The sequence below is a fragment of the Propioniciclava sp. LT294 genome (assembly GCF_059516005.1).
Map to the genome: position 1 here is coordinate 59,796 of NZ_JCAKNG010000011.1, position 22,965 is coordinate 82,760.

The following is a 22,965-nucleotide window of genomic DNA, read 5'->3' on the forward strand; positions in this document are numbered from 1 at the left end:
GTCAGAAGGCCAGGGCAGCCATGAACGGCAACAGCGGGACCACCAGGCCCGTCGACATCCAGAACATGCCGAGGTTCATGGCGGCGTCGTGCAGCCTCCCCAGGCGCTGCTGGGGCGTCCCGACGACCCGCGGGGCGTGACACCCGGCGACCTCGACCGCGGGTTCCACCCGCACCGCGGGTCCGGCGCCCACGGCGATCGGGGCGGCGCTGCCGTCGCGAACGAGGACGGAAGCCCCAGCCGGGGCGATGGCCTCGGCCAGGGAGCGGATCCCCGCGTACAGCAGCCACAGCATGAAGGGCACGCCGACCAGCGCGAAGGTCCACAGGGCCCCGCCGACGGCGCTCTCCTGTGCGACCCAGGCCCTCATGTCGGGGCCCATGTGAGGCATCTTCACACCCATGGCGGCGAGGTGCCAGGTCATCGCGCCGAACATCGCGGCGTGGCCGAGGTGATGGCGCACCAGCGGGCGGTCGGCGCCCGCCCTCCGGGCCTGCCACAGGAACCACACCGCCGACAGCGCCTGGGTGGCGGTGAGGACCGGCAGGGGGATGACCTTGACGAACGGCTGCCAGAGGCCCCGGGAGACCATCAGGAGCATGACGACAGACATCCACAGGTGGAGGATGCCGGAGATGCGGGTCCGGCGCTCAGCCGGACGGGTGAGCTCCCACAGCCCCCAGGCCGTGGTGAACAGGAACATGATGAACAGGCCGACGAACTTCACCGGCGTCGAGTCGAAGGTGAACACGACGAATCCCTTCTTCAGACGAATGTCAGGGATCTCTCCCCCGCCCGATCGGGTCCGGAGCGCGTGTGGCGTGACACGGCCGGGCAGGGACGGGCGTCCGAGGGGACCTGACCGCTCGGGCATCGTGCACTGGCGGCCGGTGTCACCACGCTAGACCTTGGGGGGTGTCCGGCGGCAACCCCGCCGTCCCGTGGACGACCTACGGCCAGCGCGCGGCCAGCGACAGCACGGCGAACGAGGCGAGCACGGCGAAGCCCAGGGCGATGCCGGCGTACAGCTCGGTGACCTCCTGGTCGACCTTCTCGAAGCCGACCGAACGCGCGATCGAGGCGTAGACGCGCTCGAGCTCGTTGCGCGAGCCGGCCTGGAAGGCCTCCCCGCCCGACTCCCGGGCCACCGTGTTCAGCTCGACCGGATTGACGGGAACGGGTTCCCGTCGCCCGTTGCTGACCACGAACCCGTTCGGCGTGCCGTAGGCGATCGTGTAGACGGGGATGCCGGCCTCCTTGGCGTCGCGCGCGGCGACCATCGAGGACCGGCCGATGTTGGTGTAGCCGTCGGACAACAGGACGATGGCGCCCGGGGTCGGCTCGTCGGGCCTGAGCGGGTCCGGCGGTACCAGCTGCAGCGCGTCGAGCGAGGAGTAGATGCCCTCGCCGATGGCGGTGGACGGCGCCAGCTGGAGGTTCTCGATGGCGCGCTTGACCAGGCCCCGGTCCTGCGTCGGCGGGGTGATGATCGAGGACGACCCCGCGAAGGCGACCAGCGACGTGTTGAACCCGCGTGGCAAGAGGTCCACGAAACCGGATGCGGCCACCTTGGCCGCCTCCAGGCGGTTCGGGTCGACGTCGGTGGCCTCCATGGAGCGGGACACGTCGATCGCGAGCACCACGGTCGCGCGCTCGCGCGGCACGTCCACGGCGTCCTTCGGCTGGGCGAACGCGACGACCAGCGCGGCGAGACTGCCGACCGCCGCCACCACGGCGATGTGCCGCTTCCACGCGGCCTGCTTCGGCATCACCTTGGAGAGGTTGTCGATGCCGACCTGACGCGACCGTGAGCGGTTCCGCGCCAGCAGGCCGGCGTAGAGCAGCAGCAGGAGGGGCACCACCGCCAGCAGCCACAGGCGCTCCGGGTGGAAGAAGGCGATCAACGGGATCATCACGGCCACCTCGCCCCCAGGGAGACGGCGGCCAGGGCGGCCAGCACCGCGAAGACCAGGCCGTAGCCCGCCCAGGTCGCGGTGGTCTCCTTCGTGACCTCCTCGTAACCGACCTCCGACCCGATGTCCTGGTAGACCCGGCTGAGGTCGGCGGCCGACTCGGCGGAGAAGGTGCTCCCGCCCGACACCTTCGCGAGTTCGGCCATCAGCTCACGGTCCGGGGGCACGCGTTCGCGCTTGCCGTCGAGATCCACCGAACCGTTCTCCGTGCCGTAGGCGATCGTGTGGACGGGCACACCGGCGTCCCGAGCGGCCGCGGCGCCTTGGATGGGCGAGCGGCCGGTCGTGTTCATGCCGTCCGACAGCAGCACGATCGCGCCCGGGGCGGTCGACCCGTCGTCGCCCCGAGGCGCCATCTGGATCGCGCTCAGGGCCACGTGGAGGGCGTCGCCGATCGCGGTGAAGTCCTGCAGCGACAGGGCGTCGATGGCCCGATGGGCGAACACACGGTCCGTGGTCGGGCCCAAGCGGGTGGCGGGGTTGCCCGACAGGCTCACCACGGCGACGTTGTACTGCGCGGGCAACTCCGACAGGAACTCCTTCGAGAGCCGCTGGGCGGCCTCCAGCCGGGACGGCGCGACGTCCGTCGCGGCCATGGAGCGCGACACGTCGATGACGAGCACCACGGTCGCCCGCTCACGCGGCATCTTCTCGACGCCGTTGGGGCGCGACCAGGCGAGCACGAGCGTGACGAGGGACGCCAACGACAACGCGACCGCGAGGTGGCGTCGCCATTGCGACTGTTGGCGCACGACACGACCCAGCACGGCGGTGTTGGTGAACCGCATGCCCCGACGGCTCTTGCGCCGGGTCGCCCAGATGTAGGCGATGACCAGGACGGGCACGACGAGCAGCCACCACAGCCGCTCGGGCTGGAGGAACGTCTCCGACAGGTTCACCTGGTCACTCCCTGGGGCGGTCGGTGGAGTTGCGCGGCGACGCGCCGGTAGGCCAGGACGAACCGGGCGATGTCCTGCACCCAGTCACGATCGGTCCTGAGTTGGATGTGCCCGACGCCCGCCCGGCGCAGGGCGATGCGGATGCGCTCACGCTGGGCCGACGCGGCCGCGTTGAAGCGAGCGCGAGCCGCCGCGTCCGAGGTGTTGACGTAGCGGGCGAACTCCGACTCCGGATCGCGGATGAGGATGTCGCCCACGTCGGGGAACTCGAGCTCACGCCGATCGACGACCTCGACGCAGATGACCTGGTTGCGCACCGCGAGCCGGCGCAGGGCGCGCTCCCAGTCGGGCGCGACGTCGGGATCCAGCTCGGTGTCCCCCGGGGAGAGGAAGTCCGACACGACCACGCGGAGACCGCGCCTGCGCTGGGTGCGGGCGAGCTGGTCGATGCCCTTGGCCAGCGTGTAGGGACCCTCGCTGCGGTCGTGGACGATCGGCTCCGACAACATGCGGTTCAGCAGGGAGTACAGCGCCATGCGACCCGAGCGCGCGGGGATGCGCACCATTGTGTCGGGTCGCATGATGAGGCCACCGAAGCGGTCACCCTGCTGTTGGCCGAGGAAACCGATCGTCGCGATCGCGGCGATGCCGAGGTCGCGCTTGGTGACGCCCTCGGTGCCCCAGTTCATCGAAGGCGTCACGTCCAGCAACGTCCACACGTCGAGCTCGCGGTCGGCGATCGTGTCGCGGACGTGCGGCGTCCGGGTGCGGGCGGTGACCGCCCAGTCCATCTTCCGGACGTCGTCGCCGGGCACGTACACGCGGGCGTCGTTGGTCTCCGAGCCGGGGCCGGGCAACAGCCCGCGGTGGTCGCCCTGCAGGAACCCCTCCATGCGCCGGACGATCGTCAGCTCGAGGCGCCTGAGCGCCTGCTCGGGCGCGAGCTTGCCCAGTGGCAGCGTCGCGCTCGTCGGCTCGCGCAGCACGGACGCCACGGCCCCCAGGTCTTCGGGGGGTGGCGTGAAGCCGGGGGGCTCCCGCTGCCCGAGCTCGTTCGAGGCCATGGGATCCGCGCCTAGTGCGCCCCGGGCTCGGGGCGCGGCTCGTACCGATGCTCCTCGCGCGCCTGGGCGCGTTGCCGCTCGCTCCAGACGGGCGTCGGGGCCGGGACCATCGCGACGATCCGCTCCACGACCTGCGCCGGCGAGACGTTGTCCGCGATCGCATCGAAGCCGAGCACCAGGCGGTGCGCCATGACGTCGCGGGCCACGGCCTGCACGTCGGTGGGAAGCACGTAGTCGCGCCCGTGGATCATCGCCAGGGCGCGCGCGGCCGCCACGAGGCCCAGCGTCGCGCGCGAGGAGGCGCCGATCTGGATCACGTGCGCCAGGTCGGGCATGCCGAACTCGGCGGGCGTCCGGGTCGCGAGGACGAGGCGGACGACGTACTCGGCGACGAGGTTGTGGACGAAGACGTTGCTGGCCTGGTCCTGCAGCGCCTTGACGCGCGCCGGGTCCAGGATGTTGCGCGCCTCGGGCGGCCGCACCGACATGCGGCGCAGGATCTCGAACTCCTCGTTGCCCCGGGGATACGGCACGTCGACCTTGAGCAGGAAGCGGTCGCGCTGCGCCTCGGGCAGCGGGTACACACCCTCGGACTCGATGGGGTTCTGGGTGGCGATGACGATGAACGGCTGCGGCACCGGGAAGGTCTTGCCACCGATGGAGACCTGCTTCTCGGCCATCAACTCCAGCATCGCCGACTGCACCTTGGCGGGCGCGCGGTTGATCTCGTCGGCGAGCACGAAGTTCACGAAGACCGGGCCGAGGCTCACGTCGAACTTCTCCTGCTGGGCGGAGTAGATGCGCGTCCCGACGATGTCGGACGGCACGAGGTCGGGCGTGAACTGGATGCGGGCGAAGTCACCACCGACCACCTGCGCGAACGTGCGCACGGCGAGCGTCTTCGCGGTGCCGGGGACACCCTCGAGCAGGACGTGGCCCTTGGCCAGCAGTCCGACCATCAACTGCTCGACCATGTGCTCCTGGCCGACGATGACGGACTGGACCTCGGCGATGGCCTCGCCGAGGATGTCCGCGGCCTCGCGCGTGGCGGTGGTCTGGGCAGGGGTTGTCACGCGCGTTGTCTCCTCATGGTGTCGGACTCCGAAAACCTTACCCGGTCGAGGCTGGGGGCCCATCGGGGCGATCGGGCACAATGGGGGCGATGACCGAGCCACTGTTGTTCCCGCTCCTGGCGGTCGACCCGCCGCGCGTGGGTGACTGGTGGCTCGACGCGCGCCTGGTGGCCACGCCGTCCGGCGTCGCCTACACCGCCCACTCCGAGGCGGGCGGACACGCCATGCTCGTGATGCTCAGCGAGGGTGCGAGCGCGGACGCCGCGGCCGTCGACCGGCTCGCGGGCACCGTCGACAAGATGCACATCGACACCGTCCTGGCCCGCGGGGGGCGCGGCCAGTCCGAGGGACGCCTCGGGCACCGCCACGTCGAGCCGGGCGACTCCCCGCCGGTTCCCGATGCCACACCCCGGGCGCCCTGGGTCGCGTTGGCCTGGGACGGCAGCACGGCGGCCGTGGACGAGGCGCACCGGATCCTGGCCGAGGTGGACCTGAGCTGGCTGTCTCCCCAGGGGACCCCGTCCGGCCCCGACTACGAGCTTCCCTGGATCGACAAGGTCACTCCCGGGTCCACCCGGACGTGGCCGCTGCCCTGGCCCGGGCGGATGACCCGGACGGGGTGGCTGTCGATCCTCATCTCCTGGCTCATCATGATGCTGCTGATGGCCTTGGCGGTGCTGCTGGCGATCCTGATCTTCCAGGCCACGCCTCCCCAGTCGCCTCCACCGCCGGTCCCGACCTCGGCGTCCGGTTCGGCCTCCCCGCCGCCCGATTCGGCCTCGCCGTCCCCGGAGACGGGCTCGCCGTCGCCCGGGTCCACCCCCGGGGAGACGGCCCAGTCCTCCCCCACGCCGGACCGCCGCCTGTGATCGACATCCGCCTCATCGCCACCGACCTCGACGGCACGCTGCTCGACCCGTCCGGCCGCATCCCCGAGGCAGAGGCGGACGCCCTGCGGGAGGCCTCCGCCGCCGGCATCGTGCTCGTGGTCGCCACGGGGCGCCCGTTGCGCTGGCTGGACGTCCTCGACCCCATCGCCGACGCCGACCCCCTCGTGGTCGCCAGCAACGGCGCGGTCGTCTACGACCTGCACCGCGACGAGGTGGTGCTGAGCCACGCCCTGCCCCGCCCGCTCATCCGCACGCTGGGTGCCGACCTGCTCGGCGCCCTGCCCGACCTCCTCTTCGCCCTGGAGGAAGGGCACCGCTTCTCGGCCGAGGATCGGTGGACCCTCCATGTCCCCCACGGCGGTCGGGTGGCGGACGAGGCAGCCGTGACCCGACGCGGATCCTGGCCCGGCCTGCTGGACGGCGCCGGCGACGTCGTGAAGTTCCTCGCCCTGCACCCTGACGCCGACCCTGACGAACTGGTGGCCGCGGCGTCCGCGGTCGTGGCGGGACGCGCCGAGGTGACGCACGCGGTCACCGGCGGGCGGCGGGCGCTGCTCGAGATGAGCGCTGCCGGCATCTCGAAGGCGGCCACGATCGCCGAGCTGGCCGACGCCCGCGGCATCACCCCGGCCCAGGTGGCCGCCTTCGGCGACATGCCCAACGACCTGGCGATGCTCGAGTACGCGGGCCACCCCTTCGTCATGGCGAACGGTCATCCCCTGCTGAGGGAACGCTTCCCGGTCATCGGGTCCAACGCCGAGGGAGGCGTCGGCGCCCAGGTGCGCCGACTCCTGCGGGGGTAGGCCACGACGGGCAGGATGGGACCCATGACGGACCACATCCCGGACGATCTCGACCCCGCCGGCCGCGACCTCCGCGCCTACACGGACGAACTGCGCCCCCACCATCGCGTCGTCCGCAACACCCGCGGCGAGTGGGTGCTGCTGCGGCACGCCGACGTCACCGAGGCCGCCCTGGACGCGCAACGGTTCAGCAGTGCCGTGTCTCAGCACGTGCACGTCCCCAACGGTCTGGACGGCGACGCCCACCGCGCGGCGCGCCAGAGCCTGGACCGCTACTTCTCCGAGGGGGAACTGGCGCCGTACGCCGGTGCCTTCCGATCGATCGCCCGTGACCTCTTCGCCGGACTGCCGCGCGGCGAGTCCCTGGACGCGGTGCACGACATCGGCGCCGTGTTCGCCGTCCGCGCGCAGAGCGCCTGGCTGGGCTGGCCCGCCGACCACGAGCCGCACCTCCTGGCCTGGATGGCCCAGAACTACGACGCCACCCGCTCGGGCGACCGGTCACGCACGGCCGTGGTGGCCTCCGACTTCGATGCGATCATCCGCTCGATCCTGGCCCCCAGGAGGGCTGCCGGTGACGACGCGCCCGACGACCTCACCACGCGGTTGATGCGCGACACCGTCGACGGGCGTCCCTTCACCGACGAGGAGATCGTCTCGGTGCTGCGCAACTGGACGGGCGGCGACCTCGGCTCGATCGCCCTGTGCGTGGGGGTGCTCTTCGCCTTCCTCGCCGGGAACGAGGACCTCCAGCGTCACCTCCGTTCGGGCGTGTCGGAGGCCGAACTCGACGCCGCGATCGATGAGGTGCTGCGCATCGACGACCCGTTCCTGTCCAACCGCCGCGTGACCACCTGCCCGGTGCACATCGGCGGTGTCGACCTGCCCGCGGGGGCGCGGGTGAAGCTCCACTGGACGTCGGCCAACCGGGACGCCGAGGTCTTCACCGACCCCGACGCCTTCGCTCCCGACGCCAACGCGCAGCACAACCTCGTCTACGGGGTGGGTCCGCACGTGTGCCCGGGGCGTCCGTTGGCCACGATGGAGTTGCGCATCGCGGTCCAGGAGGCGCTGTCCGCCACCCGGTGGATCGGCTTCCCCGAGGGAGAGGAGCCGGTGCGCGAGGTGGCACCGGTCGGCGGCTACGCGCGGGTGCCGGTGGTGCTGATCGCCTACCCGTAGCCGAGGTCGTGGAGGCGGTCGTCGTCGATGCCGAAGTAGTGCGCGATCTCGTGGACGACCGTGATGTGCACCTCGTCCACGACGTCGTCCTCGGTGTCACAGATCGCCAGGGTGGGGTTGCGGAAGATGCGGATCTGGTCCGGCAGGACGCCGCTGTAGTGCGAGTCGCGCTCCGTCAACGGGATGCCCTCGTAGAGGCCGAGCAGCTCCGGGTCGTCCTCGGGCGCATCGTCCTCGATGACGATGATGCAGTTGTCCAGCAGCGCGAACAGTTCCTCGGGGACGGTGTCGAGCGCGTCGTTGACCAGTTCCTCGAACGCGTCCGCCGCCATCTCCATCGCCACGGGGGCCACCCTAGCCAGCACCGGCCGACTGGGAGGACAATGGCACCACGTCAACGAGGAGGAGGCCCATCATGAGCTCCGAGGACATCGACGACATGGATCCTCTGCGTCACCACGCTCAGGAGCCGGCCGAGGGTGACACCGATCCGGGTGTCGCGACGGCGAGCCTGCCGCACGCGGAGGAACCCGCCGAGGGTGACGTGAACCCGGGCGGGGTCACGCCCGGTCCCGCCGCGTAGTCAGCCCTCGCGCGAGGGCCGTGGGCGCGCTGGGGGCCAGCGGCAGTCGCTGCAACAGCACGGCGTGCACCGTGTGGTAGAGATCTGGACGCCCCGGCCACACCGTGTCGGCGGGCCGGTTCCCGCTGTCCAGTTCGTGCAACCAGGATCCGTCGGGCTGGACGAGACGGCGTTGGGCGTAGTCCCAGACGCGCCGGTACCAGTCCTCGTACACGCCCTCACCGGTCGCGGTGGCGAGGGCGGCCGCTGCCGAGATCGCCTCGGCCGCAACCCAGTGCATGCGCTGGCCGACGACCGGCTTCCCCGACCAGTCGGTCGTGTAGACGAACCCGTCGGCACCGTCGGCGTGCCAACCGTCCGTGACCGCGCGATCGAACAGGTGGCGTGCCCCCTCGAGCAGGGCACTCGGCGCGCCGTCCCCCAGTGCCGCCCGCACGTGGAGGACCAGCCGCGCCCACTCCAGGCCGTGTCCCACGGTCGCCCCGTAGGGTTCGAACGGATGGTCCGGCCGTTCGCGGTGGTGCTCCAGCAGGGGCCGCCAGTCGGGGTCGAAGTGTTCGGGGATGCGCCAGTCGTTGTCCGCGGCCCAGCCGAGCACCGTCTCGGTGATGCGGCGGGCCCGGTCGAGCCACTCCCGCTCGCCCGTGGTGTCGGACGCCGACAGCAGCGCCTCGACCGCGTGCATGTTCGCGTTCACACCGCGATAGTCCGAGAACGACGCCCAGTCCGCCGGGGCCGAATCCTTGTGCAGGCCCGGGCCCGCCTCCCAGAAGCGCCGGTCGAGGACGTCCAGGGCATCGGTCAGGAGCGCCCGCGCGCCGGGAAGGCCCGCGACCGTCGCCGACGAGGCGCCGAACACCACGAAGGCGTGCGCGTAGGCGGCTTTGGTGCCGTCCCGCAGCCCCGCGGCGGGACCGACGGAGGCGTACCAACCACCGTGCTCGCTGTCGTGGAGCGGTCCCGTGAGTCCGGCCAGGGCCGCCTCCGCCAGGGGTGCGCAGCCCGGGACACCCGCCAGATGCCCCAGCGAGTAGACGTGCAGCATCCGGGCCGTGATCCACGTCTGGACAGGGCGCGAGCGGTCCGGCCGACCGTCCGCCCCCAGGTACCAGGCGCCGCCGCCGGGGTGGGGGAAGTGCCGGCCGAAGGCCAGCTGCCGGGCGAACTGGTCCTGCAACCAGCGGACGTGGTCCGGCTGGTCGACCCACCGGGCTGACATGGGCGGTCAGGCCAGTCGGTTCGTCTTGTCGAGGAAGGCCACCCGATAGGCCGTGACCTCGACGTGGGCGAAGAGGCCCGCCGTGGCGTAGGGGTCGGCCGCCGCGAAGGCCTCGGCCTCCTCGCGGGTCTCGACGTCCACGACGAGGACGCTGCCGAGGCACGTCTGGCCGTCGTCGCTCCACCGGGCCCCGGCGAGCACCAGCTTGTCGGCGTTCGCCTCGAGGTGGGCGAGGTGGTCGGGGCGGACCTGCTGGCGCAGGGCCATGCTGTCGGGACGGTCGGTGGCAACGATCAGGAAGGGCATGCTCCGATCCTAGGGTGAGGAGGGCCCCCGCCGGCGGTCCCCCGGCCAAGGACCGTCGGCGCCCCTAGGCTTGCCGACATGGACACCAGCAGCGCCGAACCCCTCGAGATCCACCTCCTCGCCGACTCGACGGGCGAGTCGGGGGCACGGCTCGCCCGTGCCGCTGTGGCGCAGTTCCCCGACGTGCGCTTCCGTCTGGTCCGCCACCGCCGGATCACGACCACCGCGGCGCTCATGACCGCCCTCGACCGGGTCAAGGAGCGCGCGGACCGTCCGATCGCGGTCCTGTTCACCATGGTGGACTCCGAGCTCGCCGGGATCGTCAAGACCGCCTGCGCCGAACTCGACCTCCCGTGTGCGGACCTGATGACGGACGCCATGCGCGCACTGGCCACGATCAGCGGCACCAGCCCGGACGAGGTACCCCTGCGCCCGGTCGGCGTGGAGGCCGACTACTTCTCACGCATCGCCGCCATCGACTTCGCCGTCCGCCATGACGACGGCGCCGTTCCGGCCGCCCTCGCCGACTGCGACATCTGCCTCGTCGGTCCCTCCCGCTCGGGGAAGACCCCCCTGTCGATCTTCCTGGGCTACATGGGCTTCAAGGTGGTCAACGTGCCCCTCATCCCGGGCATCGCCCCGCCCGAGGAGCTGTACGCGGTCGACAAGTGGCGGATCGTCGGGCTGACGCTGGACGCCGACAAGCTCCAGCAGATCCGCTCGGAGCGCGTCAAGGGCTTGGGCGTGAGCCACATGAAGGACGGCTACTCCAACATCGCCAAGATCTACGACGAACTGGACGCGGTGCACGCCATCCTGCGCAAGCTCGGGTGTCCGATGCTCAACACCACCGGCATGGCCATCGAGGAATCCGCGGCCCGTGTGGCCGACCTCGTCGAGTTGAGGGCAGCCAAGTTCGGTGGCCACCTGCGCAAGGTGAACGTGACCAGTGACCTGCCGGCCCGCTGACCCGGCCGACAGGGGACGTGGGTCCGTGGTCTTCGGGGCGCGGATCCCGCAGGCTTGAGGAGGACCAGCCGAACGACGTTCCTCCACCCCAGCACTTCGGCCCACCCCCACCGTCAGCGAGGAGGCTGGGTCGAGGAAGAGGTGCGGGGATGCCCGTGAAGCCGGCAGCTCGGGCCCGACTTCACGGGTGGGCGAAGCGATGGCCCCGGCCAGACACCACGGTCCGGCCGGGGCAGTCGGCGTCCCGCACGATCAGGTCGCGGAGATCACCACCTTGAGCGCCTTGTTCTTCGCCGCGGCGCCGAACACCTCGTAGGCCTCCATGATCTGGTCCAGCGTGAACCGGTGCGTGGCGAGCTTGTCGGCGGGCAGCTTGCCCTCGGACACCATGCGCAGCAGCATGTCGCCGGTCACCGCATTGACCAGCCCCATCGAGATCCGGATGTTCTGGATCCACCTGTTGTTGATGTCGAGCGTGATCGGCGCACCGTGGACGCCGATGTTCGCCACCTGCCCGCCGGGCCGGATCACGTCGAGGCACGCCTGGAGCGTCTCGGGGATTCCCACGGCTTCGATGGCCACGTCCACGCCGAGGCCGTCCGGCGTGAGTGCCATCACCTGGTCGCGCCAGTCTTCCGCCGCTGAATCGATGGAGTGCGTCGCGCCGAAGTCGCGCTTGGCGGCGTCGAGTCGGTTGGCGTCACGGTCGATCGCGATGACCCGGGAGGCCCCGTGCAGCCCGGCTGTCATGATCGCAGCGAGCCCCACCGGGCCCGCGCCGACCACAGCGACGACGTCCCCGGGCTTGACCCCGCCGTCACGAACGCCGATCTCGTAGCCCGTCGGCAGGATGTCGCTGATGAACACGGCCTGCTCGTCACTCACTCCCTCGGGGAGGCGATAGAGGCTCGAGTCGGCGAACGGTACCCGGACGTACTCGGCTTGGGTGCCGTCGATGAGGTGCCCGAAGATCCAGCCGATGCCGCCGACCGTCTGGCAGTGGCTGGGCAGCCCCTTGCGGCAGTAGGAACAGGCCCCGCAGTTCGTGATGCACGAGATGATGGCGCGGTCGCCCACCTGCCATTGCTTCACCATGTCGCCGACCGCCGTGATCGTGCCGACACCTTCATGGCCGAGGATGCGCCCGTCGGTGACGGCCGGCACATCGCCCTTCATGATGTGCAGGTCCGTGCCGCAGATGGTGGTCATCTCCACCTTGATGATGACGTCCGTCGGCTCCTTGATGACCGGATCGGGGACGTCCTCCCAGGCCTTGTTGCCCGGGCCGTGATACACGAGTGCCTTCATGCCGCCTCCTTGAGGGACTGGCCGCGTCACGGAGCGCGACGGGCCTGCATGTAGGCTGCCACCGCCAACTCCCGGGATCCATCTACCCGATGATGCACATTGGGTGGAAGAAGCGCCGCCGTCACTGGCCGATGAAATCCAGCACAGCGCGCCCAACACCGAGGACCAGGAAGTGATCCCCGTGCTCGAGCCGGACTCCCCTGGGGGTGAGGCGCACGGTCCACCCGTGTAGGTCCAAGCCGTCGGTGATGACCCGCAAGAGCCCCTCCCGATGCTCATCGTTGGTTCGGGGTTCTCTCCCGGTGTCCAGCGCGACCTTGAACAACAAGTCGTCCACCGAGAGGCCGGCCAACTGTTCGAGCCGATCGTCCAGTTCCAACGCGAGCGGGGCGAGGTACAGGTCCGTGATGTCCCGCGGTGCTGTCATGTCGTTGCCTTTCTCCGGTCTGTTCCGCTGTCAGAAGGGGTACGTGGGAGGCGTGCCGCGCATGGTGATCCAGCGGGTTTCCGTAAAGGCCTCGATGTTGGCAGCCGCCCCGCCGAATCGCGATCCGGTCCCCGACGCGTGGACGCCACCGAAGGGAGCAACAGCCTCGTCGTTGACGGTCTGGTCGTTGATGTGGACGATCCCCGTGGGAATCTGTCGTGCCAGCTCGTATCCCCGCATGACGTCTTGGGTGACGATCCCCAACGACAACCCGTACTCGCTCATGCGCGCCAAGCTCACAGCGTCCTCCACCGAGTCGACCTTGGTCACCGGCGCAACGGGCCCGAACACCTCCTCAGCGAAGGCAGGTGCGTCGATCGGCGAGTCCGCCAGCACCGTCGGGCGGTAGAAGAGGTCCTCGTAGGTCCCGCCCGCTGCCAGCCTCGCCCCTTGCACCTGGCTGGCGGTGACAAGGCCATGGATCTTGTCGCGCTGACCGGCGTCGATCACGGGTCCCAGTGCGACGTTTTCCCGGGCCGGGTCACCGACCGGGAGTGCTTTGGCCTTGGCGCTCAAGGCGTCGACGAAGTCGTCGTAGATGCGGCTCGCCACCAGATGCCGGCCGGTCGTCATGCAGATCTGGCCCTGGTGGAAGAACGATCCCCAGGCAGCGAGGTTGACGGCTTGCTCAACGTCCGCGTCCTCCAGGACCAACAGGGCGGAGTTTCCACCCAACTCGAGGTGGGCCCGCTTGAGGTGCTCACCGGCCAGCGCGCCGATCCGGCGGCCCACCGGGGTCGACCCCGTGAACGAGATGACCGGAACCAGTGGATCCACGACCAACGCCTCGCCCGCCTCCCGGCCTCCCGGGAGCATCTCGAGCACGCCATCAGGCAGCCCTGCTTCCTGGAAGATGCGAGCGAGCACCACTCCGCCCGTGACCGCGGTGCGCGGATCCGGCTTCAAGATGACGGCGTTGCCCAGGGCCAGCGCCGGTGCCACCGAGCGGATACCGAGGATGATCGGCACGTTGAAGGGGGAGATCACTCCGACCACGCCCACCGGCACGCGCTGCGACATCGATAGGCGGGGCTGCTCGCTGGTCAGGAGGCTCCCGTTGGGTTGGCCGGTCAGCGCGGCCGCCTCGTAGCACTCCTCGGCGGCGACGTGGAGGGCGAACCCGGCCATGCCCCGGACCGCACCGACCTCGCGCACGTTCCACGAACTGATCTCATCCGCGTGCTCCTGCCACAGGTCACCGGCCCTCCGCATCACAGCGGCCCGCTGGGTGAAGGGCAGCGCGGCCCACGAGCGCTGGGCCTCCGCCGCTGCCTCTGCGGCCTCCGTGACGTCGACGGCGTCGGCCGAGCCCATCGTCGCCAGCCGCTGCCCGGTGGCGGGCTCGATCACGTCGAACTCGCCCCCATGGGCCAACTGCCACTGGCCCGCCTTGAAGATCTTGCCCTGCCAATCGATTGAGTCCAGAAGAGACATGGTGAGCGCCTTTCGCGAGTTGTTGGGGAGAGCAGCGGGGCCCCAGGGGCACCGCCGGGGGTCAGGGGGCGGTGGGCATCCGGAGGACGGGCTTGAGGACCCCGCCGGCAAGGGCGTCGTCAAGGGCCCGCTGGATGTCGTCCAGCTCGTAGAACGTGATGAGTTCGTGGAAGGGGAACCGACCTTGGGCATTGAGTTCGACCAAGGTCCCGATGAGTTCCTGGCCGGTGCCGCTGCCCCCCAGCGTTCCGACGATGCGCTTGCCCCACAGCGTCGTCAGGTGATCCACGGTGAACTCAGCGCCGGCGGGGGCACCGCCGATCAGGGCGCACGTCCCGAGCATGCCCACACTGTCGACCGCTTGGCGCACCACGGAGATGACGCCGGTGCACTCCACGGCGAAGTCAGCGGGACCGCCACAGATGTCGTGGACGGCCGCGACGGCGTCCTGATCAGCGACATTGATGACGTGGGTCGCCCCGAACCGTTCTGCCAAGGCCAGCCGATTCGGGTGCCGGTCGACGGCGATGATGCGCGTCGCGGGAGTGAGTCGCGCCGCCATCACGGCCGAGAGCCCGACGGCGCCTGACCCGTACACGACGATGCTGCTGTCGAGACCCGGCTTCAGTGTGTTGAAGACCGCGCCCGCCCCCGTCGCTATTCCGCACGCGAGGGGCCCGAGCAGGGCCAGGTCAGCGCTGGAAGGCACCACGACGAGCGAGTCAGCCCACGTCAGGGCGTGCGTCGCGAACGACGACTGTCCGAAGAAGTGGCTGTGGACGAGACCACCATCCGAGCGCCGCAGCGCTGTCTCGCCGGCACGCGGCCCCAACAGGCGGGCCCCGCCGCAGAGGGCTTCACCCAACCGTTGGCAGTAGCGTGGCTCGCCCTGCCGACAGGCCCTGCAGCTCCCACACGAAGGCCAGCCCAGCACGACGTGGTCGCCAACCGCCACGCGGGTGACTCCGTCGCCCACCGCCTCGACGATGCCCGCACCCTCGTGCCCCAGCACGCCGGGGAAGGGCATGGGCAGATCCCCGTGCCGTGTGATCTCGTCGGTGTGACAGATGCCCGTGGCAACGATCCGCACGAGCGCCTCGCCCGGACCAGGGCCGTCCAGGTCAAGCTCGGTGACCGTGAACGGGCCGCCCACTTCCTCGACGACCGCAGCCGTGATCCTCATGCTGACTCCTTCTTGTGGTGGCTGTTTCGATGACGCCTGCGATGGCCAAGGCCAGGTCGTCGTCCTGGGGCCGGCCCACGATCTGGACGCCCACGGGGAGCAGACCCGCGGTGACCGGCACACTCACGACCGGGATGCCCATGGCATTGAAGATGCTTGTCAGCCGGGTGAGGACGAACTCGATCGGCAGGACGGTGTCCCCGAAGGTCACCTCCCGACCGAACGGCGTCCGCCGCTTCGACCAGGGAAAGGCGGATGAGCCGCAGGGCCTCGTCAGACATCGTTCACCGCCTCGTCCGGGATGGTCACGCGGTGCCCGATCGGGAACAGGCTGATCCGGGTGCGGTCCTCCACCCAGCCCCACAGGCCGAGCGGTAGCCACAACGCAGCGAGCACGCCGAGGACGCCGAGGACGATGAGGTAGATCGTGCCGTAGTCCGCCAGCAGTTGCTGAAGGGCGAAGAAGACGATCGCGCCCACGAGGGGCCCCTCGATCCGGCCGATGCCACCGATCACGACGATGAAGATCATGTACGCCGACCACTGGACCGAGTACACGGCGTCCGGGTTGACGCTCAGGGAGGCCACCAGCAGTACCCCACCGGCCATGGCACTGCCCGCTGCCGCGATCAGGTAGACCCATCGCTTGGCCCGCACCACGTCGATGCCCACGGCGTTGGCGGCCGTCTCCTCGTCGCGGACCGCCATCAGGGACAGACCGAGCCTGCTGCGCAACAGCAGGTAGCAGACGATCACAGCTGCGACGACAAGGGCGAGGGACGCCCAGTACGTGAGCGCGTTGCGGAGGACGGGGTCGATCCCGGACAGGGTCGTCAGTGACTTGCCGCTCGCACCCCCCACTGCGCCGATGCGCTGCGTGACCAATCGATAGACCTCAGCGATGACCCACGTGCCGATGGCGAAGTAGTCTCCGCGAAGTCGGAACGCCAACCATGAGGTGGGCAGGGCGAAGACAACGGCGACCAAGGCCGCCAGCGGGATGGCGATGTAGGCCTGGACCCCCGACTCGGCGAGGACGAGCACCGAGTAGGCCCCAAGCCCGAGGTAGGCCTGCTGACCCACGGACACCAGGCCGGCGAAGCCCGCCAGCAGGTTCCACATGCTGGCCAGGGCCACCAGGATGAAGAGGTTGACGAGCGGGTCGGTGACACTCACCTCGACCAGGAAGGGAAGAGAGGCCAGCAGGCCGACCAGGAGAACGAGCGCAACGGCTCCGATCAGCGTCGACCGGGAGGACCGCCGCACCTGCACCGGAGGGGTGTGGCGTGCCAGCAGCGCATCGGTGACGGTCACAGCTTCCTCCTGGGGATCAGGCCCTCGGGGCGGAAGGCCAGAACGGCGAGGAACACGAGGTGACCGCCCAGGATCGTGAGTGCGGGATCGATCTGGCTCCCGAGCGCCTGGGTCAGGCCCAGCAGCATGCCACCGAGCAGCGTTCCCCACAGTGATCCGAGACCGCCGATCACCACCGCCTCGAAGGCGAAGAGGAGCCGCACCTGCCCAGCCGATGGGTCGACGGACGAGCGCATCGCCATGAGCATGCCGGCCAGGGCCACCGTGGCGAACGCGATCGCGGTCGCGACCCCGTAGACATGGCGGGAGTCCGCACCCACCAACGTCGCCGTGTCACGGTCGTCCGACGTTGCGCGCATGATGCGTCCGAGGCTGGTGCGGGACAGGAAGGCCTGAAGTGCCACCATGACGAGCAGCGCCAGGCCGAAGGTGAGGAGCGCGAGCCAAGGGACGGCGACGTACTCGTTCACCCGCAGCGACGTCAGGGCCAGGTTGCCTGCATCCAAGGTACGGGTGTCAGCCGAGAACACCTCCAACAGGACGTTCTGGATGATGATGGAGAGACCGAAGGTTGCCACGAGCGTGGACATCGGGCCGGCGGCCAACCCGCGTTGGAGCAGCACGCGTTGGGTCAGGTAGCCCAGCAGTCCGAACAGTGGCGCCACGACCACGACGGCGACCCAGAGCGGGATCCCCGTCCCCATCACGGTGGCCAACGTCAGGAAGGCTGCGAGCACCGCGAGGTCTCCGTGTGCGAGGTTCACGATCCGCATGACCCCGAACATCATCGAGAGCCCCGTGGCGAAGAGGGCATACAGCCCGCCCAGCAGGATGCCTTGGACCAAGGCGTTCACCCACTCCACGTCATGCTCCCTTCGCTGGTTCGTCGGGCGCCGAGATCCCGAAGTAGGCGTTGGCGACCTGTTCGGCCGACAGGTCGGCTGGGCGGCCCTCGAGGACGACACGCCCCTCGAGGAGGCAGTACACGTGGCGGGCCACCCGCATGGCTTGCGAGACGTCCTGCTCGACCAGCAGGACGCTGGTGCCCGACTCGGTGATCTCAGGCAACACCTCATAGATCCGCCGCACCACGACGGGTGCGAGCCCAAGGGACAGCTCGTCGATGAGGAGCACGCCGGGATTGGTCATGAGCGCGCGCCCGATGGCGACGGCCTGCTGCTCCCCCCCGGAGAGTTGGGCAGCATTCTGCTTGCGGCGGCCAACCATCCACGGGAAGAGTTCGAGCACGCGGGTCAGCGTCCAGTGCCCCGGACGCCTGAGGAAGGCCCCCGTCAAGAGGTTCTCCTCAACCGTCAAGCTGGGGAAGAGGCGTCTGCCCTCAGGAACCAGGGCAATCCCCTCAGCCACCCTGCGGTGAGCGGGCAGTCTCGTGATGTCACGCCCAGCCAGACGAATCTCGCCGGCCGTGGGTTGATAGCTGCCGGCGACCGCACGCATGAGCGTGGACTTGCCCGCTCCGTTGGCGCCGATCACAGCAACCACGTCGCCCTCGGCCACGGTCAAGGTCAAGCCGCGCACCGCGTGCAGCTGTCCATGGTGGACGTCCACGTTGCGAACCTCCAGGAGCGTCACGTCGGCACCTCCATGTCTTCGCCCTCGGGCCCGCCACCCAGGTACAGCTCGCGGACCTGGTCGTCAGCGAGCACCTCGTGCGGCGTCCCGTCCGCCACGATCCGCCCTCCCGCCAGGCAGATCATGCGGGGCACCGCCTTGGCCAAGGCGTGAACCACGTGTTCGATCCACACCACGGTGAGACCCTCGCGCTGCATGTCACCCACGATCTCGACCAGTTCCGCGACCTCCGGCTCGGTCAGCCCACCGGCGACCTCGTCGAGGAGCACCAGCTTGGGTCGTGTCGCCAGCGCACGTGCCATCTCGAGCCGCTTGCGTTGGAGGAGACCCAACCGCCCAGCGGGGTCGTTCGCCTGCGACACCAAGCCCGTTCTTCGCAGCACCTCACCAGCCCACTCGGACGCCTCCCGCCCACGCAGCCCACCCCCTTGGTGGCAGCACACGAGGACGTTCTCGAACACCGTCAGGTGCGTGAAGGGCCGAGGGATCTGGTACGAGCGCCCGATACCCGCCCGCGTCCGCCGGTAGGCCGGGCTGGCGGTCACGTCGACACCATCCAGGAGGACAGCACCCGCGTCGGGCCGCAGGTCCCCGGAGATCATGGCGAAGAGGGAACTCTTTCCCGCACCGTTGGGCCCCACGATCCCCAAGGCCTCCCCCTGGGGGACCTCGAGATCCAAGGCGCTCGCGACGACGACCTTCCCGAACTGCTTCGTGACCTGTCGGAGGCTCAGGAGTGGAGTGGCGGAGGTCACGCGTTCGTCAACTGCAGGTCGCCACCGATCGGCACGGCCGGGTTCGGTGTGTTGTCGACGATGACGATGTCCCAGGGGAACTTCGTGCCGGGCCGCCACTGGCCGCCCACCGGGTGCTGGATGGCGATGCCCGGCTCGGGACCCTTCGTGAAGTCGAGCACACCGCTCATGCAGTCGAGCTGCATCTCGCGGAGGTTCCTGGCGACCTCCTTCTTGTCCTTGGGATCGCTGGCCTTCTTGAGCGCCTCGATGGCGATCTCGAACAGCGAGTAGATGGAACCCAGGGCCTGGGTCCACTGCTTGCCCGTGGACTCCGCGTACTTGTCGGCCAACTGCTGCGCAGTGGTGCCGTCGAGGGCCGACTTGTACGGGTGGGCAGGGCTCCACCAGATGTCAGTGGCGATGTTGTTACTGAGTTCACCGAGAGCTTCCGCCTCCGTGGGGAACAGCATCACCTTGGCGACCGTGGCCAGCTTCGGCTGGAACCCCTGCTGACGTGACTGCCGCCAGAACGTCTGGAAGTCCGGAGGAATCGGGGTGCAGGTGAACAGCTCAGCTTCCGACTGACGGAACTTGGTGATCTGGGCGGTGAAGTCCGTCGTGCCGTTCTGGTACGCGCCACCGTCGATGGTCGTCCAGCCCCGTGCACCCGCCAACTTGGACAGGCCGTTGCGGAACGCGTTCGCGTCGGTGTCGTTCGGCCACAACGCGGCCACGTTCTTCGTGGAAGCACCAGCGCGCTCCCACATGGGGACGAAGCAGTCGGCGAACTCCTGCATGCCGAAGAAGAACAGGGTGGTGTACTCAAAGCCCTCGCCGGACTTGCCGCCGCGTCCATGGAACCACGCCTCCCAAGGGGCGATGGTGGTGACGTTGGGGGTGCCGTTGGACTCGCACTGGTCGGCCACCGGGTTGGTGGTGTCCGGCGTCGACGACCCCACAATCAAGTCGACACCTTCGCTGATGAGCTGTCGGGTGGCCTCGGTCGCCCGGTTCGGGCTGGACTGGGTGTCCTTGACCACGATCTCGATCGACCTCTTGCGTCCGCCGATGGTGAGGCCGCTGCGCATGGCCTCATTGATCTGGGAGACGACGAAGTTGTCGGCAGCGGCGAATCCCGCCAGCGGGCCGGTCTGCGGGCTGACGTAACCGATCTTCAGCACGTCGCCACCGACGCCAGAACTGCTGCCGCGCAAGCCACCACACGCACTGAGGAGCGGCATCGCGCCCAGCGCCGCGGCTCCGATTCCCGCGCCCCTGATGAGCTGCCGGCGGCTGATTGCCGAGGGGATTGCATTGCTCACGTCGACTCCCTTGTTCGATCGGTCCGTGACCCGGCGGACCCGTTGGGGCGAGATCTTGCGCGGATGCGCGCGGCACGGTCAACGAAATGTTCCAGCTGCCAGAACTTGATTCCATTTTTGGTACGATGCAGTCGTGGACGACGTGGTTCGGGACATTCCGCCGCCCGGCGCCAGCACCCAAGCGCTCGAACGGGGGTTGACCGTCCTCTCGGCCCTGGCCGGTCGGTCCGGGGCCCTGGGGCTGGTCGAGATCAGCAAGGCCAGCGGGCTGAGCAAAAGCACCTGCCACCGCTATCTCACGGCGCTGGTACGCCTCGACTACGTGGAACAAGACCGAGAGACCCGTCGGTACCGACTTGGCCCCGCTGCGGCAGCCCTGTCCGCCGCCGCGCACGGCTCACGGGAGGTGGTCCAGGTCGCCGGCAGGATGCTCCAGGAGTTGTCGGAAGAGACCAACCAGACGGCGAGTCTGGCCGTCTTGGACGGCACGGACATCGTCTACGTCGACCGCCGACGCCCGACCCGGGCGGGCTTCCAGATCCAGCTCGACCTGCACGTAGGAAGCAGGCTTCCTGCCTACTGCACGGCGTTGGGCAAGGTGTTGTTGGCACACCGAGATCCCGTGGCCACTCGTCGCGCGCTGGACAGGATGGACCTGATCCGGCGAGGCCCCGGCACCATCACCTCGCGCGAGGAACTACTCACCACGCTCCAGACGATCGAGCGGGTCGGGCTGGCCGTGGCGAACGAGGAGTTGGCCCCCGGCGTCCGGGCCCTGGCGGTGCCGGTCAGGGATCGTTTCGGCGAGACGATCGCCGCAGTCGGGCTCGCGGTCCACCTCGGCGCATGGAATGCCACCCTGGCTGCGGTGACCGATCGCTTCGAGTTGCCCCTGCGACGAACCGGACGGGACATCTCGCAGCGCATGGGCTACCTTCCGTGACCGAAGAGCAGAACAGAGTTCCGTCTACTGGAACACGAGTACGGCTGCGTCGTGGAATGCGATGCACTCACTCTCACCAATCCCGCCCGATGCGCACCCGAGAGGAACAGCCGTGACAGCAGTCCCCCACCAGAGGATGTTCATCGGCGGCGAATGGGTCGACTCGCGACTGGGCGCCACGTTCGAGACCACGAACCCTTGGACCGGCGAGGTACTCGCCACGGTGGCCGCAGGCGATCCGGAGGACACGCGCGAAGCGATCCGCCTCGCGCACGAGGCGTTCGCCCCGTGGGCCGATTCCGCGCCACGCGTGCGCCAGGACGTCTTCCTGGCCGCTGGGACGATCCTGGAGAGTCGGCGGGAGGAGTTGCGGGCCCTGCTGGCCAACGAGACCGGGTGCACGCGACACTTCGCAGACATCCAAGTGGACTTCGCCGTGTCCCTGTTCCGCCAGTGTGCAGCTCTCCCCTACCAGCCAGTTGGCCAGCTCCTGCCCTCCGACGTCCCCGGGACGCGCGCCATGGCGATCAGGAAGCCTGTCGGTGTGGTGGGTGCCATTGCCCCTTGGAATGCCGCATTGACCCTCACCGCACGGACGATCGCCGCGCCTCTGGCCCTCGGCAACTCCGTGGTGCTGAAGCCCTCGGAAGAGGCCCCCCTGACGGGGCTCCTCCTGGGCGCAGTCATGTCGGAGGCGGGACTGCCGAGCGGCGTCCTCAACATCATCACGCACGGTTCGGGGGACGCGGGCCTCGTGGGAGACGAGCTCGTGGCCAATCCCCTCGTTCGCCGCATCACCTTCACCGGTTCCACGGCGACGGGACGCCGCCTGGCCGAGAACGCCGGACGACACCTCAAGCGCCTCCTCCTGCAGTTGGGTGGCCAGAACCCACTCATCGTGCTGGAGGGCGTCGATCTGGACTATGCGGTCGAAGCCGCCGCCTTCGGTGCCTTCGTACACCAGGGCCAGGTGTGCATGTGCGCCCGACGCATCTACGTCGAGGCTGCCATCGCCGACGAGTTCACCCGACGTTTCGCTGACAAAGTCGCCAGCCTTCCGATGGGCGACCCCCGCGACCCTCGGACGGTCATCGGTCCCGTGATCAATCCCTGGGCCTTGTCCAAGATCAGCCGCCGCGTTCGTGAAGCGGTCGCGGGTGGAGCGCGGGTCATCGCCGGTGGAACCGCCGCCCCTCCCTGCTATCCAGCGACCGTGCTCACGAACGTTCCGAAGGACATCGAGCTTGCCTTCGACGAGACGTTCGGCCCCGTGGTCGTCCTTGAAGTGGTCAAGGACCGGGAGGAGGCCATCAGCCGGGCGAACGCCTCGGCATTCGGGTTGACCGCAGCCGTGCTCGCCGGCGACAGCGTGCAGGGCCTGGAGGTGGCCAGTCGACTACAAGCCGGCATCATCCACGTCAACGACCAGCCTGTGAACGATGAACCCCAAATGCCGTTCGGCGGCACCAAGGACAGTGGCTGGGGCAGGTTCAGCACCGGCTTCGCCGTGGACGACCTCACCGAGTTGCAGTGGGTGACGACACGGGACTCGCCTCGGGCGTTCCCCTTCTGACCCTGGATCCCCCTGCGTCGTCGCAGCGCCTGGCCTGATGCACGCATTGGGGATGCTGTGCGAGCCAGTTCGAGGTGACATGCCTGATCACAGACTGGAAGTGAGGCCAT

General features: G+C 69.4%; 23 protein-coding genes and 1 pseudogene. 7 read left to right on the plus strand and 17 right to left on the minus strand.

The window, feature by feature from the left end; genetic code table 11:
* Position 1: 1 nt before the first annotated feature.
* The 5 genes and pseudogenes from AC5YDA_RS12770 to AC5YDA_RS12790 form a co-directional block, all read right to left on the minus strand.
* Positions 2–751 (minus strand): DUF5134 domain-containing protein, encoded by a 750-nt coding sequence (locus AC5YDA_RS12770; RefSeq protein ID WP_496189574.1) that lies wholly within the window; start codon positions 749–751, stop codon positions 2–4.
* A gap of 199 nt (positions 752–950) precedes the next feature.
* Positions 951–1,913, minus strand: coding sequence for a VWA domain-containing protein (locus tag AC5YDA_RS12775; RefSeq protein WP_496189575.1), 963 nt, complete (start codon positions 1,911–1,913; stop codon positions 951–953).
* Entirely contained in the window at positions 1,913–2,872 is a 960-nt protein-coding gene (locus AC5YDA_RS12780) for a VWA domain-containing protein (RefSeq protein ID WP_496189576.1), read from the minus strand. The genes AC5YDA_RS12775 and AC5YDA_RS12780 overlap by 1 nt, the downstream gene beginning before the upstream one ends.
* Positions 2,869–3,936: a DUF58 domain-containing protein gene (locus tag AC5YDA_RS12785; RefSeq protein ID WP_496189577.1), complete on the minus strand. Its 1,068-nt coding sequence runs from the start codon at positions 3,934–3,936 to the stop codon at positions 2,869–2,871. The genes AC5YDA_RS12780 and AC5YDA_RS12785 overlap by 4 nt, the downstream gene beginning before the upstream one ends.
* An 11-nt stretch (positions 3,937–3,947) precedes the next feature.
* Positions 3,948–4,976: pseudogene (locus AC5YDA_RS12790) on the minus strand (AAA family ATPase); the annotation flags it as partial.
* A gap of 122 nt (positions 4,977–5,098) precedes the next feature.
* Here AC5YDA_RS12790 and AC5YDA_RS12795 point away from each other — a divergent pair.
* From AC5YDA_RS12795 to AC5YDA_RS12805, 3 genes are read left to right on the plus strand one after another with little or no spacing between them, the layout of a single operon-like run.
* A complete protein-coding gene (locus AC5YDA_RS12795) occupies positions 5,099–5,878 on the plus strand; it encodes a hypothetical protein (RefSeq protein ID WP_496189578.1) in 780 nt (259 codons plus the stop codon).
* On the plus strand, positions 5,875–6,702 hold the full coding sequence (locus AC5YDA_RS12800; RefSeq protein ID WP_496193044.1) for an HAD hydrolase family protein: 828 nt from the start codon (positions 5,875–5,877) through the stop codon (positions 6,700–6,702). The genes AC5YDA_RS12795 and AC5YDA_RS12800 overlap by 4 nt, the downstream gene beginning before the upstream one ends.
* 24 nt (positions 6,703–6,726) lie before the next feature.
* A complete protein-coding gene (locus AC5YDA_RS12805) occupies positions 6,727–7,884 on the plus strand; it encodes a cytochrome P450 (RefSeq protein WP_496189580.1) in 1,158 nt (385 codons plus the stop codon).
* Here AC5YDA_RS12805 and AC5YDA_RS12810 read toward each other — a convergent pair.
* Positions 7,875–8,222, minus strand: coding sequence for a metallopeptidase family protein (locus AC5YDA_RS12810; RefSeq protein WP_496189607.1), 348 nt, complete (start codon positions 8,220–8,222; stop codon positions 7,875–7,877). The genes AC5YDA_RS12805 and AC5YDA_RS12810 overlap by 10 nt on opposite strands.
* Positions 8,223–8,299: 77 nt before the next feature.
* On the opposite strand from AC5YDA_RS12810, the gene AC5YDA_RS12815 reads away from it, so the two are divergent.
* Positions 8,300–8,467 (plus strand): hypothetical protein, encoded by a 168-nt coding sequence (locus AC5YDA_RS12815; protein ID WP_496189581.1) that lies wholly within the window; start codon positions 8,300–8,302, stop codon positions 8,465–8,467.
* Here AC5YDA_RS12815 and AC5YDA_RS12820 read toward each other — a convergent pair.
* Together AC5YDA_RS12820 and AC5YDA_RS12825 are read right to left on the minus strand one after the other, a co-directional pair.
* On the minus strand, positions 8,445–9,686 hold the full coding sequence (locus AC5YDA_RS12820) for an AGE family epimerase/isomerase (protein WP_496189582.1): 1,242 nt from the start codon (positions 9,684–9,686) through the stop codon (positions 8,445–8,447). The genes AC5YDA_RS12815 and AC5YDA_RS12820 overlap by 23 nt on opposite strands.
* Positions 9,687–9,692: 6 nt before the next feature.
* Positions 9,693–9,992, minus strand: a complete 300-nt coding sequence (locus AC5YDA_RS12825) for a YciI family protein (protein ID WP_496189583.1) — start codon at positions 9,990–9,992, stop codon at positions 9,693–9,695.
* A gap of 78 nt (positions 9,993–10,070) precedes the next feature.
* On the opposite strand from AC5YDA_RS12825, the gene AC5YDA_RS12830 reads away from it, so the two are divergent.
* Positions 10,071–10,961, plus strand: coding sequence for a pyruvate, water dikinase regulatory protein (locus tag AC5YDA_RS12830; RefSeq protein WP_496189584.1), 891 nt, complete (start codon positions 10,071–10,073; stop codon positions 10,959–10,961).
* 252 nt (positions 10,962–11,213) lie between these two features.
* Here the strand turns inward: AC5YDA_RS12830 and AC5YDA_RS12835 are convergent, their stop codons facing one another.
* The 9 genes from AC5YDA_RS12835 to AC5YDA_RS12875 all read right to left on the minus strand — a co-directional run bounded on the left by AC5YDA_RS12835 (position 11,214) and on the right by AC5YDA_RS12875 (position 20,339).
* Complete coding sequence (locus AC5YDA_RS12835) at positions 11,214–12,269, minus strand: zinc-dependent alcohol dehydrogenase family protein (RefSeq protein WP_496189585.1); 1,056 nt, start codon at positions 12,267–12,269, stop codon at positions 11,214–11,216.
* 121 nt (positions 12,270–12,390) lie between these two features.
* Positions 12,391–12,696, minus strand: coding sequence for a hypothetical protein (locus tag AC5YDA_RS12840; protein ID WP_496189586.1), 306 nt, complete (start codon positions 12,694–12,696; stop codon positions 12,391–12,393).
* Between the two features lie 30 nt (positions 12,697–12,726).
* Positions 12,727–14,190, minus strand: coding sequence for a benzaldehyde dehydrogenase (locus AC5YDA_RS12845; RefSeq protein WP_496193045.1), 1,464 nt, complete (start codon positions 14,188–14,190; stop codon positions 12,727–12,729).
* Positions 14,191–14,251: 61 nt separating this feature from the next.
* Complete coding sequence (locus AC5YDA_RS12850) at positions 14,252–15,373, minus strand: NAD(P)-dependent alcohol dehydrogenase (protein ID WP_496189588.1); 1,122 nt, start codon at positions 15,371–15,373, stop codon at positions 14,252–14,254.
* Between the two features lie 273 nt (positions 15,374–15,646).
* Positions 15,647–16,687, minus strand: coding sequence for a branched-chain amino acid ABC transporter permease (locus AC5YDA_RS12855; protein WP_496189589.1), 1,041 nt, complete (start codon positions 16,685–16,687; stop codon positions 15,647–15,649).
* Entirely contained in the window at positions 16,684–17,550 is an 867-nt protein-coding gene (locus AC5YDA_RS12860; RefSeq protein WP_496189590.1) for a branched-chain amino acid ABC transporter permease, read from the minus strand. Before AC5YDA_RS12860 ends, AC5YDA_RS12855 begins: the two co-directional genes overlap by 4 nt.
* Before the next feature lies 1 nt (position 17,551).
* Complete coding sequence (locus AC5YDA_RS12865) at positions 17,552–18,280, minus strand: ABC transporter ATP-binding protein (RefSeq protein ID WP_496189591.1); 729 nt, start codon at positions 18,278–18,280, stop codon at positions 17,552–17,554.
* Positions 18,277–19,035, minus strand: a complete 759-nt coding sequence (locus AC5YDA_RS12870; RefSeq protein WP_496189592.1) for an ABC transporter ATP-binding protein — start codon at positions 19,033–19,035, stop codon at positions 18,277–18,279. The genes AC5YDA_RS12865 and AC5YDA_RS12870 overlap by 4 nt, the downstream gene beginning before the upstream one ends.
* Positions 19,032–20,339 carry an ABC transporter substrate-binding protein gene (locus tag AC5YDA_RS12875; protein ID WP_496193046.1) on the minus strand — a complete coding sequence of 436 codons (1,308 nt, stop codon included), beginning with the start codon at positions 20,337–20,339 and terminating at the stop codon, positions 19,032–19,034. Before AC5YDA_RS12875 ends, AC5YDA_RS12870 begins: the two co-directional genes overlap by 4 nt.
* Before the next feature lie 133 nt (positions 20,340–20,472).
* Between AC5YDA_RS12875 and AC5YDA_RS12880 the strand changes: the two genes are divergently transcribed.
* Both AC5YDA_RS12880 and AC5YDA_RS12885 read left to right on the plus strand, forming a co-directional pair.
* A complete protein-coding gene (locus AC5YDA_RS12880) occupies positions 20,473–21,282 on the plus strand; it encodes an IclR family transcriptional regulator (protein ID WP_496189594.1) in 810 nt (269 codons plus the stop codon).
* Between the two features lie 112 nt (positions 21,283–21,394).
* Positions 21,395–22,855, plus strand: coding sequence for an aldehyde dehydrogenase family protein (locus tag AC5YDA_RS12885; RefSeq protein ID WP_496189595.1), 1,461 nt, complete (start codon positions 21,395–21,397; stop codon positions 22,853–22,855).
* Positions 22,856–22,965 lie beyond the last annotated feature (110 nt).